The 15,554-nt window shown below is 69.2% G+C and carries 12 protein-coding genes; 3 read left to right on the top strand and 9 right to left on the bottom strand.

What is annotated here, in order from left to right; translation table 11 throughout:
- Positions 1-66: 66 nt before the first annotated feature.
- From secF to K8625_RS37680, 6 genes are all read right to left on the bottom strand, one after another.
- A complete protein-coding gene (secF, locus tag K8625_RS37655) occupies positions 67-1,215 on the bottom strand; it encodes a protein translocase subunit SecF (protein ID WP_223785415.1) in 1,149 nt (382 codons plus the stop codon).
- Between the two features lie 24 nt (positions 1,216-1,239).
- Positions 1,240-3,012 carry a protein translocase subunit SecD gene (gene secD / locus K8625_RS37660; protein WP_141327829.1) on the bottom strand — a complete coding sequence of 591 codons (1,773 nt, stop codon included), beginning with the start codon at positions 3,010-3,012 and terminating at the stop codon, positions 1,240-1,242.
- Positions 3,013-3,014: 2 nt separating this feature from the next.
- Positions 3,015-3,374, bottom strand: coding sequence for a preprotein translocase subunit YajC (gene yajC / locus K8625_RS37665; RefSeq protein ID WP_141327827.1), 360 nt, complete (start codon positions 3,372-3,374; stop codon positions 3,015-3,017).
- Positions 3,375-3,517: 143 nt separating this feature from the next.
- A complete protein-coding gene (gene tgt / locus K8625_RS37670; RefSeq protein WP_370642022.1) occupies positions 3,518-4,723 on the bottom strand; it encodes a tRNA guanosine(34) transglycosylase Tgt in 1,206 nt (401 codons plus the stop codon).
- A gap of 5 nt (positions 4,724-4,728) precedes the next feature.
- The gene (gene queA, locus K8625_RS37675) at positions 4,729-5,814 is read right to left on the bottom strand and encodes a tRNA preQ1(34) S-adenosylmethionine ribosyltransferase-isomerase QueA (RefSeq protein ID WP_223751707.1); all 1,086 of its coding nucleotides are present in this window, start codon (positions 5,812-5,814) and stop codon (positions 4,729-4,731) included.
- A gap of 60 nt (positions 5,815-5,874) precedes the next feature.
- Positions 5,875-6,987 carry a SpoIID/LytB domain-containing protein gene (locus K8625_RS37680; protein ID WP_223751708.1) on the bottom strand — a complete coding sequence of 371 codons (1,113 nt, stop codon included), beginning with the start codon at positions 6,985-6,987 and terminating at the stop codon, positions 5,875-5,877.
- Between the two features lie 27 nt (positions 6,988-7,014).
- Between K8625_RS37680 and K8625_RS37685 the strand changes: the two genes are divergently transcribed.
- The 3 genes from K8625_RS37685 (at position 7,015) to K8625_RS37695 (ending at position 9,266) form a co-directional block, all read left to right on the top strand.
- Positions 7,015-7,620 (top strand): hypothetical protein, encoded by a 606-nt coding sequence (locus K8625_RS37685; protein WP_223785416.1) that lies wholly within the window; start codon positions 7,015-7,017, stop codon positions 7,618-7,620.
- A gap of 454 nt (positions 7,621-8,074) precedes the next feature.
- Positions 8,075-8,410, top strand: coding sequence for a hypothetical protein (locus K8625_RS37690; RefSeq protein ID WP_223785417.1), 336 nt, complete (start codon positions 8,075-8,077; stop codon positions 8,408-8,410).
- A gap of 139 nt (positions 8,411-8,549) precedes the next feature.
- A complete protein-coding gene (locus tag K8625_RS37695; protein ID WP_223751711.1) occupies positions 8,550-9,266 on the top strand; it encodes a hypothetical protein in 717 nt (238 codons plus the stop codon).
- A gap of 36 nt (positions 9,267-9,302) precedes the next feature.
- Here K8625_RS37695 and K8625_RS37700 read toward each other — a convergent pair whose 3' ends face one another.
- From K8625_RS37700 to K8625_RS37710, 3 genes are all read right to left on the bottom strand, one after another.
- On the bottom strand, positions 9,303-10,550 hold the full coding sequence (locus K8625_RS37700) for a KamA family radical SAM protein (protein ID WP_223751715.1): 1,248 nt from the start codon (positions 10,548-10,550) through the stop codon (positions 9,303-9,305).
- On the bottom strand, positions 10,550-11,920 hold the full coding sequence (locus K8625_RS37705) for a KamA family radical SAM protein (RefSeq protein ID WP_141327821.1): 1,371 nt from the start codon (positions 11,918-11,920) through the stop codon (positions 10,550-10,552). Before K8625_RS37705 ends, K8625_RS37700 begins: the two co-directional genes overlap by 1 nt.
- A gap of 99 nt (positions 11,921-12,019) precedes the next feature.
- Entirely contained in the window at positions 12,020-14,902 is a 2,883-nt protein-coding gene (locus tag K8625_RS37710) for a serine/threonine-protein kinase (RefSeq protein ID WP_223785418.1), read from the bottom strand.
- Positions 14,903-15,554 lie beyond the last annotated feature (652 nt).

Below are 15,554 nucleotides of genomic sequence, written 5' to 3' on the forward strand. Positions count from 1 at the left end.
TTCCGAACCTCCGGAAGCGCAGGGCCCTCTTTCGTGTCACGTCGCCCCTGCAGGGCCCGCGCGGCCTCAGGCCGGCGCGGTGACGCGGGCTTCCTTCGCCGCGGCGCGCTCGTCCAGCCAGATGGTCACTGGGCTGGCGATGAACACGGACGAGTAGGTGCCCACCACGATGCCCACCAGCATGGCCATGGCGAAGTCGAAGATCTCACCCACGCCGAAGATGAGCAGACCGATGAGCGACAGCGCCGTGGTGCCGGCGGTGAGGATGGTGCGGCCCAGGGTGTCGTTGATGGCGATGTTGATGACCTCCGCGAACGGCTTGCCCTTGAACTTGGCCATGTCCTCGCGGATGCGGTCGTAGATGACGATGGTGTCGTTCACCGAGTAGCCGACGATGGTCAAGAGCGCGGCGATGGCCGTGAGGTTGAACTCGCGGCGGCTCACCAGGTAGTAGCCCGCCACCATGATGACGTCGTGGAGCATGGCCAGGAGCGCGCCGGGGCCGAACTTGAAGTCGAACCGGAACGCCACGTAGATGAGGATGGCCACCATGGAGTACAGCAGCGCCATGACGCCGCGGTTGCGCAGCTGCTTGCCCACCTGCGGACCGACGTAGTCCACGCGGCGCTGCTCGAAGTCCGGCTTCTCCAGGCCCGCGCTCAGCGCGCCGAACACCTTGTCCGCCATGCCGCTGGCGACGACCTGGTAGTCGACGCCCGTGCCGCCCTGGTTCTCGCCCAGGACGCGGACCTCCTGCACGCCGGTGCCGGACTTCTCCACCGCCGCCTTGATGGCCTCCGCCGTCAGCGGCGTCGAGGAGCGGAAGTTGATGATGCCGTTGGCCAGGTCCGCGTAGACGTTCTTCACGCTTCCCAGGCCCTCGATGGCCGCCTTGGCCTTGTCCGCGTTCTCCTCGTTGAGCTGCGTGACGCCGCCCATGCGCAGGAGGAACGCGTTCTCGGAGGCGCTGCCGATGTTCTGCACGCTCACGTCGTGCAGGCCACCCTTCTCCGCGCGCTCACGCACCTCCGCCGCGGAGACGGGGTGGTCGAACTTCAGCTCGACCACCGTGCCACCCGCGAAGTCCACGCCGTAGTTGAACCCCACCGTGGCAATGCCCACCAGGATGGCGAGGTTGATGAGGGTGGAGATGAACACGGCCGGCTTGCGCTTGCCGATGAAGTCGATGTTGGTCTTGTTCTTGAGGATCTGCATGGCAGTTTCCCGGGCTCCCGCCGGTCAGACGGACACCGACTGCGCATTACGGCCGTGGACGAAGTAGGTCATCAGCACGCGCGTGACCATGATGGACGTGAACAGCGAGGCCAAGAGCCCGATGATCATCGTGGTGGCGAAGCCTCGCACCGGCCCCGTTCCCGTGAAGAACAGGATGAAGCCGGCGATGAGCGCCGTCACGTGCGCGTCGAAGATGGTCCAGAAGGCACGATCATACCCCTGGTCCACCGCCGCCTTCGCCGTCTTCCCGTGGGACAGCTCCTCGCGGATGCGCTCGTTGATGAGCACGTTGGCATCCACCGCGATGCCCAGCGTCAGCACGAACCCCGCGATGCCAGGCAGTGTCAGTGTCGCGTTGAAGAACGCCAACCCCGCCAGGATGAGCAGACCGTTGAGGATGAGGGCCACGTCCGCGATGAGCCCCGCCTTGCGGTAGTAGAGCGCCATGAAGAGCACCACCAGGCCCAGCCCCAGGACCACGGCCAGGCCGCCCTTCTTGATGAGCTCGTCACCCAGGCTCGCGCCCACCTGACGAATCTCGCCCACCGTCACCGGCGCGGGCAGCGCGCCCGCCTTGAGCACCAGCGCCAGCGTCTGCGCCTCGCCCAGCCACTCGTCGCGGGTGCGAGCACCCATGCGGCCCATGGTGATGCGCGCGCGGCCTCCGCCGATCTTCTCGTTGATGTTCGGCGCGGTGTGGACGTTGTCGTCCAGCACGATGGCCATCCGGCGGCCCACGCCCGCCTCGGTCAGCTTCTCGAACTCGCGCGCGCCGGCCGGGTCGAACGCGATGTTCACCTCCGGCTCGTTCATCTGGTTCACGGACGCGTCCGCGCCCGCCAGGCTCTCACCCGTGAGCGGGACGTTCTTGTCCAGCAGGTACGTGCGGTACGAGGAGCACTCGTTCTTCTTCAGCGGGTTCGCGATGCACTCGGTGACCACCTGGCGGTTCTCCGGAACCTTGTCCTTGGTGTACTCGAGCAGCGCCTCGCGCGAGGCGCTCTGCAGCTGCGCGAAGCCCCCCTCGTCCGTCACGGTGATGTCGCTGCCCGCGGGCGGCGGCGTCGTCTGGAGCATCTGCGCGAAGAACTGCGGGTTGGTGTCGTCCACCATCCGGAACTCGAGCTGCGCGGTGGTACCCACCAGCTCCTTGGCCTGCTCCGGGTTGCTGCGACCGGGCAGCGAAATCTGGATGGAGTCGGTGCCGAGCTTTCGCACGTCCACTTCGGCCACGCCCCACTTGTCGATGCGGCGGCGGATGACGAGCATCGCCTGGTCCACCGCTTCCTCACGGAAGCGGTTCACCTGCGTGTCGTCGGGCGACAGCACGAGCGTCGCGCCGTCGCGGCTGACCCGCTTGAAGTCGCCGAAGGTCGCCAGGACGTCCTTCTCGATGGCGTCCATCGTCGCCGGGTCCTTCGCCGTCAAGGTGAGCTGGAGCTTCTCCGGGTCCGTATCCGCCGTGACCTCGCCGAGCTTCTTGTCGGCGACGTACGTGGCGATCTGCTGGCCTCGGCGCTCGGTCCGCTTCTGGAGCGCCGTCTTGGTGTCCACGCGCATCACCATGTGGATGCCGCCCTGAAGGTCCAGGCCCAGGTTGAGCCGGTACTTCGCGGGGGGCGCCCACGCCGGCAGCTTCTCCTCGAGAAGCGCCAGGTTGTTGCGCTGGTCACGATCCATGACCACCAGCGTGTAATACGTCGGAATCAGGAACCAGAGGGTCCCCAGCGTCACCGCGACAATCAGTCCGAACTTCCACCACCAGCCGCGGTCCATTTTTACTTCTCCTCCTTCTTCTTCTCTTCGGTCGGCGCCCCCGCCTGCGCGCCCTCGGCCACCGTGCCCTTGGCACTGATGGACGTCTTCAGGATGCGAATGCGCACACCGCTCGCGACCTCCACCGTCACGGTCCGCTCGTCCACCTGGTGGATCTTCCCGAGCATGCCGCCCGCGGTGACCACCTCATCGCCCTTCTTGAGCGAAGTGAGCAGGTTGCGGTGCTCCTTCATCTGCTTCTGCTGTGGGCGGATCATCACGAAGTACATGATCGCGACCAATCCCACGAGCAGAGCCAGGGTGTTCAGCGGGCTCGTCCCGCCGCCCCCGGCCTGCGCCAGCATCAAAAAGCTCTCAGCCACAGACTGCCTCGTCGGTTGTGGAAGGCTTGGGATGGGGGACCCCCCACGCTAATCGAGGAACCCATCCTGAAAGGGGGCCCTCTTAGCAAGGGGTCCCCATGTGAGCAAGTGAACGCGGGAACCCCGACATCCCAACCGCCCGCTCAGCGGCCACGGGTCCGCTCGGCCTCCTGGGCCCGCGCCCGCTCGCGGAAGTCCCGGGCGAAGGCGGCGTAGCGGTCCTCCGCGATGGCCCGGCGCACCTGGGCCATCAACCCCAGGAAGTAATGGAGGTTGTGCAGGGTGTTCAGGCGCATGGCGAGGATCTCCCCCGCCGCGAACAGGTGGCGCAGGTAGGCCCTGCTGAAGTTGCGGCAGGTGTAGCAGGAGCACTCAGGGTCCACCGGCCTGGGGTCCTTGGCGAACGCCGCGTTGCGGATGGTGAGCTTGCCCTCCGAGGTGAAGAGCAGGCCGTTGCGTGCACAACGCGTCGGCAGCACGCAATCGAACATGTCCACCCCGTGCTCCACGCACGTCACCAGGTCCACCGGGGTGCCCACGCCCATGAGGTAGCGGGGCTTGTCCCGGGGGAGCAGCGGCGCGGAGTACGCCACGCCCGCGTGCATGGCCTCGGGGGCCTCGCCCACCGAGTAGCCGCCCAGCGCGTAGCCGGGCAGGTCCACCGCGCACACCTCCTCGGCGTGGCGCTTGCGCAGATCCTCGTGCAGGCCGCCCTGGACGATGCCGAAGAGCGACGAGCGCCCCCGGGTCCACGCCTTCTCGCACCGGTGCAGCCAGCGGGTGGTGCGCGCCAGGGACTTCTCCAGATACGCGCGCTCGGCGGTGGAGGGCGGGCACTCGTCGAACGCCATGATGACGTCCGCGCCCAGCGTCTCCTGGATGTCGATGGAGCGCTCGGGCGTGAGGAAGTGACGCGCGCCGTCGAGGTGGGACTGGAAGGCGGCGCCCTCCTCGGTGATCTTCCGCTTCTCCGACAGGCTGAAGACCTGGAAGCCGCCGCTGTCGGTGAGCATGGGCCGGTTCCAGGAGACGAACTGGTGCAGGCCGCCCATCTCGCCCACCAGCGCCTCACCGGGGCGCAGCATCAGGTGGTACGTATTGCCGAGGATGATCTGCGCGTCCATGGCGAGCAGATCGTCCGGGCCCACGCCCTTGACGCTGCCCACGGTGCCCACGGGCATGAAGATGGGCGTCTCGATGGGGCCGTGGGGCGTATTGAGCCGTCCGCGGCGGGCCTTGGTGCCGGACGCGTCCTCGTGGAGCAGCTCGAACTTCACCATGCCCGGCGCCACCCGCGTGTCGCCCTTCTCGCGCGGCGTGCCCGCGTCCTGCTCGTGCTGCTCACCCATGACACTCACTCCGACACCAGCATGGCGTCGCCGTAGCTGAAGAATCGATATCCCGCGCGCACCGCCTCTGAATACGCGGCGAGGGTGCGTTCCCGGCCCAACAAGGCGCTGACGAGCACCACCAGCGTGGAGCGCGGCAGGTGGAAGTTCGTCAACAGCGCGTCCACCTGACGGAAGGTGAAGCCCGGGCGGATGAAGAGCGTCGTCTCGCCGGGACCCTCGCGCAGCTGGCCCGTCGCCGCGTCGGTGGCGGACTCCAGCGTGCGCACCACGGTGGTCCCCACGGCCACCACGCGCCGGCCTTCCGCCTTCGCCGCGTTCACCTCGCGCGCGGTGGACTCGGGCACGGTGTAGCGCTCGGGGTGCATGTGGTGCTTGTCCAGCTCCTCCTCGCGCACGGGGAGGAAGGTGCCGGGCCCCACGTCCAGCGTCACCAGGGCGCGGCGCACCCCGCGGGCCTCGAGCGCGGCCAGGGTGTCCTGGGTGAAGTGCAGGCCGGCGGTGGGCGCGGCCACGGCGCCGGAGGCCTTGGCGTACACCGTCTGGTAGCGCTCGGCGTCCGCGGCGTCGGGTTCGCGGGTGATGTAGGGCGGCAATGGCAGGCGGCCCGCGGCGTCGAGCAGCGAGGCCAGCGACGCACCGGGCGGCGCGTGGAAGCGCACGCGGTACTCCCCGCCCCCCAGGACCTCGAGCACCTCGGCCTCCAGGCCGCTGGCGAACGTGAGGCGCTGGCCGGGCTTGAGGCCCTTGGAGGCCTGGCCCAGGCAGAGCCAGTCGAGCGACTCGGGGGCACCACCGAGCGCGGCGGAGGTGAGCGTGGAGGCGGCCGGACGCACCACCAGCAGCTCCACGCGGCCTCCGGAGCCAGCCTTCTGGCCCAGCAGGCGCGCGGGGATGACGCGGGCGTCATTGAGGACGAGCAGGTCTCCGGCGCCGAGCAGCTCCAGCACGTCGGAGAACTGGCGGTGGCTCACGTCACCCGAGGAGCGGCGCACGTGCATCAGCCGCGAGGCGTCGCGCTGGGGGAGCGGCGCCTGGGCAATCTGGGACTCGGGGAGCTCGAAGTCGTAGTCTGAGAGGCGGGACGACACGGGGTTGGCGCTTGTAGCAGCCCCCACGCCGCCACGGAAAGCGCGCCGACGCCGGGGGCCTCAGTAGAGCTGCTGCAGCTCGGCGCCGGGGTAGTAGTGGGTGAGGATTTCCAGGTACCCCCTGCCCTTGTCGGCGAGCGCCTTGGCGCCCCACTGGCAGAGCCCGGCCCCGTGGCCATAGCCGCGTCCGGAGAACTGGTAGCCCTGGTCGGTCCGTTCCACCTCGAAATCGAGGCTCTTGAGCCGGGTGTAGCCGAGCCTCCGCCGCAGCTCCACGCCGTCCACCGAGCTGCCGTCCCCCAGGGTGACGCGCGTGACGCGGCGGGTGGACGTGCGGGCGGTGATTTTCATGCCCTGGGCGGGCCGCTTGAGCGCCGCCTTGATCTCGGCATCCGACATGGAGGCGGACCAGCGGCTCGCGGGCAGCCGGCCGCACGGGCAGTCGACGGGCTGCAGGTAGGGCAAGTCCCGGTGGAGGGCATCCTGGCCGGACTCGGTGCGGCCGCCGCAGGAGGCGTGGAAGTAGGCCTCGATGGGCGCGAGCTCGTAGGTGAGCACCTGGCCGCGGGTGGCGTCCACGGCGGCGCGGGTGCGCGGGTCCTCGCGGTTGACGCCGCCGTACACCTGGTGGAGCACGCTGCTGCCCAGATGAAACGCGTTGCTGTAGGCATCCAGCTTCTTCTGCAACGCGTAGGTGCGAGCGGCCACGGCCTGGGCCTTGAGGGCCTCGGGCGGGAAGGACACGGGCATCTCGCTGCCGAGCACCGCGGCCAGGTAGTCCTCGAGGGGGATGACGTTGATGAGCTGCAGGCCCTCGCGCAGCGGGCGCACGACGACATCGCCGCGCACCTGGGTGTTGCCGGCCTTGATGGGCTGCTCCCCGGGAATCGTCCCCGCGTCCTCGGAGGTGCTCAAGCCGGCGCGGAAGCGCACCGAGTCCCCGAGCACCGGCGCGCCGTTGACCTCGAGCTTGCCGGCCTTGCGTCGGACGATGGCGACCTCCGAGGGGATGGAGACGTAGGTGGCCTCCTCGCTGTCCGCGCCGAAGCCGAGGCCCTGTCCCCGGATGCGCACCTCACTCCCCGTGTCCTCGATGGCGATGCGCAGGGTCTCCACGGCGAGCGAGCGTGGAGCGGCGAGCAGGAGCAGGAGGAGTGCAACAGGTCGCAACATGGCCTGGGAGTGTAGGAGGGTGGCCACGTGCCTCAAGAAAACGACCAGTGGATGGGCGAGGATGGCGGCCACGTGACACCTCCCGAGTCCTCCCCTTCCCGACCTCCCCCCCAGGCCTTCGTCCGGGCCCTGCGAGAGATGGAGCCCCGCTCCGCCGCCGTCCTCACCCGTCGACTCGTGACGGGGGCGTCCCTGGGCGACTGCGCGCGCTTCTATGGCGTCACGGACGAGGCGCTGTCGGTGATGCTCCTTCGGGCGGCCGTGTCGTTGACGCGGAATGTCTTCCCCGGGGCCCGGGAGCCCGCGACGGCGGAGGAGGAATCCGCCTGGGCGAGGATGCTCGCGGCGGCGCTGGAGCGCGAGGACGCCCCGGTTCCCGCGGGCCTGGTGCCCGTGGTGGAGGCGTGTCGCAGGCTGCGAGCGCTGAGCGGCGACGTGACGGCGGGGCTCGAGGCCGCGACGCGGGAGGACCAGGCATCGCCCCAGCGGCGTCGTGAGGACTGGCTGCGCAGGCTCGCCGTCATGGCCCTGCTGGCGCTGACGGCCTATCTGTACCTGTCGCGTCCCGAGGAGCCCGCGCGTCGCCCCAGCACGGCGCCACAGCCCACGGCGCCGGACTCGGGACGCCCCTGAGCATTCGAGAGCACGGGGGCATCGCCCTGCACGTGCCGCCTCGCCCCTGGCCGCGTGGACGAACACACCAGGCACCTCGCGAAGCGGGGGCGCCATCCCGACCTGCGGCGTCCATGGGACGTCAGCCCAGCGCAGCGGTGCAGTGACTCCTCCGACGGGCCGCCTCGTGGGAGGCGCTGCCCCTGGCTTCGCCGACGCACCTGACAGTCCCACCGGAGCGCCTATCCGCCGCCGATGGACCGCCGCGCCTGGCATGGGACAACGGCCCAGCGCGGCGGCCACCGTTGCTGGGGGGGTCGCGCTTCGACAACTTCAGGCCGCTTCTCCACGGACCGAGCAAAGACTCCGCACCGTCGGGCGCGCGCAACAGACAGCGCCGGAGCGCCGGTCATCGGCCGACATTGGGAGCATGGGGCGCTGGACGACGGGGCAACCCGGCGCGTAAGGGGAATCCATGAGTGCCCTCTCCTTCGCCCTGCCCCTGGTCGTCCTCACGTCCCTCCTGGCTGGCTGCGCGCGCAACGTGGACACGCGCGTCGCGGGAGATGACGACGCGGCCATCGATGGCGCCGCCGCGCGACTCGAGGAGCTGCGGGTGCGGACCGCGCGAGACGACCTGACGTGCGACCAGCGCTGCGCCGCGGCGACACAGACGTGCGAGGTCTCCGAGGAGCTCTGCGCCCTGGTGGACCGGCACGCGGACCGCGATGACCTGCCCCCGCGCTGCGCCGAGGGTCGGGAGCAGTGCTCCAGCGCCCGGGACGGCTGTACGAGCTGCCGCAATGGCTGAGCCCACCGGCGCGCGCCCGCCGGGGCTTCACGGGATTCGCCCCCGTCGCCACACTGTTCTCCAGCAGGAACGCAACCGGTGCACGCCGGTGGATGGCCGTGCTTAGATGCCCTTGTTTCCAACATCGAGGAGCCGCGTCATGTCCCGCCCCATCTCCATGCTCATCGCTGCCCTGCTCGTCGTTCCGGGCGGTGCTGGAGCGCAAGAAGGGGGCGAGATGACTCCCGAGAAGGTGGCGCAGATCCGCCGGGACGAAGCGGCGGCGATGAAGCAGGTGGATGAGGAGTTCGGCAACCGCAAGCCCTCGGAGATGAGCAACGAGGAGCGCGGACAGGCCAGCCGCAAGCAGGCCGCCGTCACCGCCGCAGTGATGGAGAAGCACGGCGTCAGCGCGAAGGAGTACGAGCGCTTCACCGCGAAGATGGGGCCGGAGGGCAACGAGCGCGCCAAGGTCGAGGCCCAGCGTCTGGAAGACCAGGCCAAGGCGGCCGCGGCCCGCCAGGCCGCCGCGGCGAAGGCCAGCGAGGAGAAGGAGGTCTCCGTCCAGAAGGGCTTCGACAACGAGAACCCCGTCGAGCTGGAGTCCTCCGGAGGCGATGGCCCCGAGGTCGAGATTGGCATCCCCGTCGAGGACGAGGCGGGCGGCGAGAACGGTGAAGGCGTGGAGACCGCCGAGGGCGAGGGTGGAGGCGCGGTGGGCGCCGATGCCGCCGCGTCGGCCGAGGACAACGTGCAGGTGGAGGTGATGGGCGACGGCGACGCGAAGCCGGCGAAGAAGGCCGTGCGCCGCGCCAGCTCCGAGTCGTCCAAGGCGAAGAAGAAGTTCGTCCGGAAGAAGAAGTCGAGGGACGACTGAGCGTCGTCCCACGGAGCCTGGGCCGAGGCCCGGGCCTCAGCCCTTCCGGTGGTAGCCGAACTGCTGGGCCCGCTCGCGCCACGTCTCGTCATACGGACAGGCGCAGTCGGTCTCCTCGGGCTCCGGATAGGCGTAACGCTCGCCCTTGAAGTTGCGGAACACCGTCTCGCGCTCGTTGCGCTCGACGACGTAGTCCGGCTGGAGCGTCACCTTGCCGCCGCCGCCCGGCAGGTCCACCGCGAGGTGCGGCACGGCGAGCCCCGTGGTGTGCCCCCGCAGCTGCTGGATGATCTCCAGCCCCTTGGCGATGGGCGTGCGCAGGTGCTCGCAGCCTTCCGCCACGTCCATCTGGTGCAGGTAGTACGGGCGCACGCGCGTGCGCAGCAGCAGGTGTGACAGCTCCTTGATGATGCGCGCGTCCGAGTTGAGCTGCCGCATCAACACGGCCTGGTTCTCCACGGGCACGCCGTGGTCCACCAGCCGCTCGCAGGCCTCGCGAGCCTCGGGCGTCACTTCCTTCGGGTGGTTGAAGTGGGTGACGACGAAGACGGGCGCGTAGCGGCGCAGCAGGCTCGCCAGGGAGTCGGTGACGCGCATGGGCAGCACCACGGGGACCCGGGTGCCGATGCGAATCATCTCCACGTGGGGAATCTCGCTCAACGGCGCGAGCAGCTCCTCCAGCCGCTGCTCGCTGAGCAGGAACGGGTCTCCGCCGGAGATGAGGACGTCGCGCACCTCGGGGTGACGGCGCACGTAGTCGATGCCCCGCCGCATCTGGTCCTTGGACAGCTCCGCCACGCCGCCCTGGGTGATGCGCCTGCGCGTGCAGTGACGGCAGTAGACCGAGCACGTATCCAGCGCCAGGAACAGCACCCGGTCCGGATACTTGTGGACGATGCACTCCTCCGGCCGCGTCTTGTCCTCGCCGAGCGGGTCCTCCAGCTCGCCGGGACGCACGCGCGCCTCGGCGCGCACGGGGATGGACTGCATGCGCACCGGGCAGAACGGATGCTCCGGGTCGATGAGCGACAGGTAGTACGGGCTGATGCCGATGCGGAACAGCGAGGCCGTCTCCTGGACGCCCGCGCGCTCATCGGCGGTCAGCGGCACGTAGCGCTCGAGCTGCTCCAGCCCGCGCACCGCATGCCGCTGATGCCAACGCCAGTCGGCCCACTCCGCGTCGGTGGCCTGGGGGAACAGGCGACGGCGCCCCTCGGAGCTCAACGAGGTCCGCTCGGAGCGAGGCTCCGGCGACGGGGGCACCACCCACGCGGAGGAATCCATCACGCCGCCTTCGTCTGTTCCCGCCACCAGGCCTGGCCCGCCTCGGGCAGCGAGTCGATGGGGTCGAAGTACTCGTACTTCCGGTTGAGGGCCTCGGGGTCGTTCGCCTCGATGCCCGTGCGGTAGTTCTTGGTCCAGTACGAGATGCCGCGCTCGCGGTCGTACTCGGCGATCTGATGGACCCAGCGCTTGCCGACGAAGGGCACGTCACAGACGATGCGCGGCGTGGCGAAGCCCGGCATGTAGCCCATGATGTCGTGCTGCAGCCGCTGCGCCTGGTCCACCGACAGCCGCCAGTGCTCGCTGTTGGGGATCATGTCGCACATGTAGAAGTAGTACGGCAGGATCTTCGCGTGGTCGAGCAGCGTGAAGCACAGCTCGAGCAGCGACTGCGCGCTGTCGTTCACCCCGCGCAGCAACACGCCCTGGTTGCGCACGTCGCGGAAGCCCATGTCCAACAGCTTTCGCACCGCCTTGCCCACCAGCGGCGTGAGCTGCGAGGCGTTGTTGACGTGCGTGTGCAGCGCCAGGTCCACGCCCCGCTCCACCGCCTTCTTCGCCAGCCGGTCCAGCCCCGCCAGCACCGAGTCCTGCAGGAAGTGCTGGGGAATGGCCATCAGGCCCTTGCTGGCCAGACGGATGTCCCGGATGTTCGGGATGTCCATCAGCGAGCTGACGAACGGCTCGAGCTGCTGGATGGGCAGGTTCGCGATGTCGCCGCCGGACACCACCACGTCGCGCACCGTCGGCGTGCGACGCAGGTACTCGAGCATCTGCTCGTAGCGATCTTTGGGGCCTATCGAGAATTTGTGTTTGCTGACCTGGGGCACGTCGTTGCCCACCAGGTCCATGCGGGTACAGTGTCCACAGTACTGGGGACACGTGGGCAGCATCTCCGCGAGCACCTTGGTCGGATAGCGGTGCGTCAGCCCCTCGACGACCCACATGTCCTGCTCGTGGAGGCTGTCGCGGCTGGCCTTCGGGTGGTTGGGCCAGTCCGTCAGGCGGTCCGCGAAGGCCGGCAGCATGTAGCGGCGCACGGGGTCCTTCCAGAGGTCCTGGAAGTCCATCGTGTTGAGCATCTGCGGGGGCACGAGGATGGACATCGTCGCGCGCTCGCGCTGATCCCGCTCCAGGCTCTCCGCCAGGTCATCCGGGAGCAGCGCGCCGAGCGTCGCCTTGAGCTCCTTCAGGTTCTTGACGGTGTGCTTGCGCTGCCAGACGGAGCTCTCCCACTCCGCCTGGGTGACGTCCTTGTACCCGGGGATGCGCTTCCAGTCGGGTTCGACGAACTCACGGCGGAGCGGATAGGAAAAAGGCTGCTGGGCAGGACCGGCCTCGGTCTTGCCCCGGATGGGCGTCGTGGTCATGGCGCATTCCCTCAGCGTGTGGCGTCGCGGGCCGGGCGTCATACCGCGCCCGGCACCGGTTCATTCAACAATTCGACGACGCGCAGCCTGCCCGACTCCTCACTCGATGGCGACGTTGACGAGCTTCTCCATCTTGCCTTCCGCGATGGAGACAACGAAAGGCTTGCTCGTCTTGCCATTGAGTTTGAAGGTGATCTTCCGCTTGCCCACCGGCAGGACCAGGGGGCTGCCGAGGGTCACCGGCGTCTGTCGGCCAGTCTTCTTTCCGTCGACGAAGATCTCCGCGCCCGCGGGCTTGGTGCTGCACGCCAGCGTCCCCGTGGCCTTGGACGCCGGAGGCGGCTTGGGCGGCTGCGGCCTCGGAGTCGGCGGCGGGTCGGCCTGTACCACGGGCTTGGGGGGCCGAGGAGCCTCCTCCTTCACGAGCTGGAACGGAACGGTCAGCTCGTCCCCCTCTCCCTTGGCGACGAACTTGCCCGAGTAGGGCTTGTAACCCGCGAGCTTCGCCGTGAACTGGTAGGTCTTGCCCGCCTCCAGGTTGGCCATCCGCGCGTCGGGCGTGAGCCCCACCCGGCTGCCATTCACGGAGATCTCCGCGCCGTCGGCGCCCTCGAACACCGCCGCGAGCTTCTTGGGCGCGGGCGGCTCCACGGGGGCCGTGGGCGTGCTGGGAGGAGGCTCCACCTTCACCGTCTCCGTCGGCGAGTCGGTGCCCGGCTTCGCATCGCTCGGAGACTCCGTCCCAGGCTGGGCTGGAGGCGTGCCGGGCTGGCCCGGGTCCACGACCGTTCCCGGGTTGTTCTCCGGGGGCGTCGCGGGGCGCTCGGCCACCTCGACGGGCTTGTTCGGGGGAGGCTCGTCCTGAGGAGGCTCGACTGCATCGGGCACCAGGCTGAAGGACTCGGCGAGCGGCGTGCCCTCGACGACCTTCACGAACTTCCGCTCGGACTTGTGTCCCGGAGCGCTGGCGATGACCTCGTAGTCACCGGCGGGGAGGGCCAGGACGGTGTTCGGCTCGACGGCCTGGTTGTTCACCGTGACGGACGCGCCCACCTGGGGCGTCACGGAGAAGATGACCTGCTCTCCCCCCGAGCCGCTCATCACGAGCGCCAGGAGCAGAATCAACACGGCGACGATGCCCGCCGCGGAACCGAAGAGCACCGGCTTGGGCAGGTTCGCGAGCGTCTGCAGGAGCGGCGGCTGCCCCTTGCCGGAGCCCTTCGCCTTGGGCTTGGCCTTCGTGGGCTGAACGGGCTTGGCCTTCCCCTTCCCGCCCTTGTTCGCCACGGGCGCGGGCGCCTGGGAACCGGTGACCTCTTCGGGGTCCTGGTGGTCGTCGGCGTAGGCGCCGTCGTCGTGCTGACCGTAGCCGTCCTGGTGGTCGTAGCCCTCGTCCTGGGGCGCATCGAAGGCGCCGGTGTCGTGGGGCTGCTGCGAGCCGCGCTGACCGCCACGGCCCCCTCGCCCGTTCTGGGCGACGGTGATGTTGCCCGTCGTCTCCTCGGGCGGCTCGTCCTCCATCGGCCTCGAGCGCGAGGGCGGAGCCGTCGGCGCCGGGCCAATCATCGTCGCGCCGGAGTAGGCCTCGCCGTCCTCGCTGGCGATGACCACCTGGGCCTTGGGCCCGCTCTTGCCCTTGCGCATCGAGGGCTCGGGCTCACGCGACGGATAGGCGGACGCGGTGCCGCTGCCCTGGAGCGTGGGGTTCTCGGACCGTCCCGTGATGCTGTCGTCGACGAGCACGCTGCTCTCGGCGACGCGCGTCTCCGGCGACATGAAGGTCTGGGTCGAGTCGACGATCTGCGTCTTGTCGCCCGCGCCGACGCCCATCTCCTCCAGCTCCTCGGCGGAGGGAGGCGGGATGTAGCCAGGGGCTGGATGCCCCGGCGCCGTCGGGGCACGCCCCGCGGGAGAGCCGGTCACCACCACCGCCGGCGGAGGACGCTGCTTGGTGCTGCGAACCTGCGCGGGAGGCGGGACGGTGATGCCCGAGGTCTCGATCTGGTCCGGGCGCTCGATGCCCGCGAACCGCTCCATCTTCTCCGCCTCGCGGAGCATGTCCTCGGCGAAGGCCTCCTTCATGTAGGAGGACAGATGCTTCGACGAGTAGATGGCATCCCCCGCGAGGAGGAAGCGCATCAGGTCCTCGGCGAGGTCGGAGCCCCACTGGTAGCGCTCCTCCGGCTCGCGGGCGAGCGCCTTGAGGACGACCTTCTCGAGCCCTGGGGGGATGTTCGGGTTGAACTCGCGCGGCAGCGGGACGTCCGCGTTGCGCACCTTCTCCAGGGTGGAGAAGTCCGACTCGCCGACGAAGAGCTTCTCGCCGGTGAGCATCTCGTAGAGCAGCACGCCGACGGCGAAGATGTCGCTGCGCCGGTCGATGGGCATGCCCCGGACCTGCTCCGGGCTCATGTAGCCGAACTTGCCCTTGAGGATGCCGGCCTGCGTCTTCTGCGAGCGGTTGGCCGCCTTGGCGATGCCGAAGTCGATGACCTTGACCTCGCCCTCGTACGAGATGAGGACGTTCTGCGGCGACACATCGCGGTGGATGATGTGGAGGTCCTGGCCGCGCGCGTCCTTCTTGCGGTGGGCGTAGTCCAGGCCGTCACACAACTTGGAGGCGATGAACACCGCCTGGGCGGTGGGCATGATCTCCTTGCGCCGCCGGTACCGCTCCAGGATGGTCCGCACGTCGCGACCCGCCACGTACTCCATGGCGATGAAGTAGGTGTCGTCGTGCTTCCCGAGCTCGTGGATGTGCACGATGTTGGCGTGGTTCAGCTGAACGCTGATCCGCGCCTCGTCGATGAACATCGTGATGAACTCTTCGTCCTCCGCCATCGTGGGGAGGATCTTCTTGATGGCGAGGATGCGCTCGAAGCCCTCGACGCCGAAGGCCTTCGCGATGAACACCTCGGCCATGCCGCCGACGTTGATGCGCTCGAGGAGCAGGTACTTCCCAAAAAGGGTCGGCTTCTTCATCTCGTGGAGCGGTCCGAGGCCGGGGTGAGCACCGCGGCAGGCGGAGCGCAGACCGGGCGGAGAAGTGGGACTCTAGTTCTGCACAGATAGCGAGTCAAACACCTCGGCAGCCCCAAAAGCCGAACGAATTCAGAAGGTTGAGGGGTTCAGAGGCCACTCGGAGGCAGCGTGGGGACCAGGCGCAGCGTCGTCTGTCGGACAGGACCTGATGCGCTCCCGGCAAACGCCCCACATCGGCCGCGCTGATCCCACCCCGCCCGGTGCTTGAACCGATGGCGCCGCGACGGCGACTCCCGCCGGATTCCTGCGGGAGAAACGGTGTCGGCCGAAGCCCTTCGACGCGCGCCGGGGCAGCGAAGCGGCGCGCGGAGTCGCTCAGGGAGCCGAGTGGCGCCATTGACGCGGTCGAGCTCGCCGGCCGTCCGCGCGATGACGAACAGGCGCGCAACGAGGGCTTCGTGTACGAAGGCATGGGGTCCGGCGCTGAGCAGGACAGCCACGCAGGCCGCGTTGGGCACGCCGCGCTTCCCCAGGCCTGCAGGTCCTTGGAGCGCTGAGGCGGGTGGTCCACGCGGAAAAAGAAAAGCCCCCGTCGCACGAGGCGACGAGGGCTTCTCAAAAAGAATCCGGCAGCGACCTACTCTCCCACGCG

Source organism: Myxococcus sp. AS-1-15 (assembly GCF_020037055.1).
Taxonomy (GTDB): Bacteria; Myxococcota; Myxococcia; order Myxococcales; family Myxococcaceae; genus Myxococcus; species Myxococcus fulvus.

Coding starts and splice junctions, on each gene's coding strand:
- tgt (WP_370642022.1), bottom strand. CDS start 4,723: ATGGGTGAGCAGCACGAGCAGGACGCGGGCACGCCGCGCGAGAAGGGC.
- secF (WP_223785415.1), bottom strand. CDS start 1,215: ATGCAGATCCTCAAGAACAAGACCAACATCGACTTCATCGGCAAGCGC.
- secD (WP_141327829.1), bottom strand. CDS start 3,012: ATGGACCGCGGCTGGTGGTGGAAGTTCGGACTGATTGTCGCGGTGACG.
- K8625_RS37700 (WP_223751715.1), bottom strand. CDS start 10,550: ATGGATTCCTCCGCGTGGGTGGTGCCCCCGTCGCCGGAGCCTCGCTCC.
- K8625_RS37705 (WP_141327821.1), bottom strand. CDS start 11,920: ATGACCACGACGCCCATCCGGGGCAAGACCGAGGCCGGTCCTGCCCAG.
- K8625_RS37710 (WP_223785418.1), bottom strand. CDS start 14,902: ATGAAGAAGCCGACCCTTTTTGGGAAGTACCTGCTCCTCGAGCGCATC.
- K8625_RS37695 (WP_223751711.1), top strand. CDS start 8,550: ATGTCCCGCCCCATCTCCATGCTCATCGCTGCCCTGCTCGTCGTTCCG.
- K8625_RS37690 (WP_223785417.1), top strand. CDS start 8,075: ATGAGTGCCCTCTCCTTCGCCCTGCCCCTGGTCGTCCTCACGTCCCTC.
- K8625_RS37680 (WP_223751708.1), bottom strand. CDS start 6,987: ATGTTGCGACCTGTTGCACTCCTCCTGCTCCTGCTCGCCGCTCCACGC.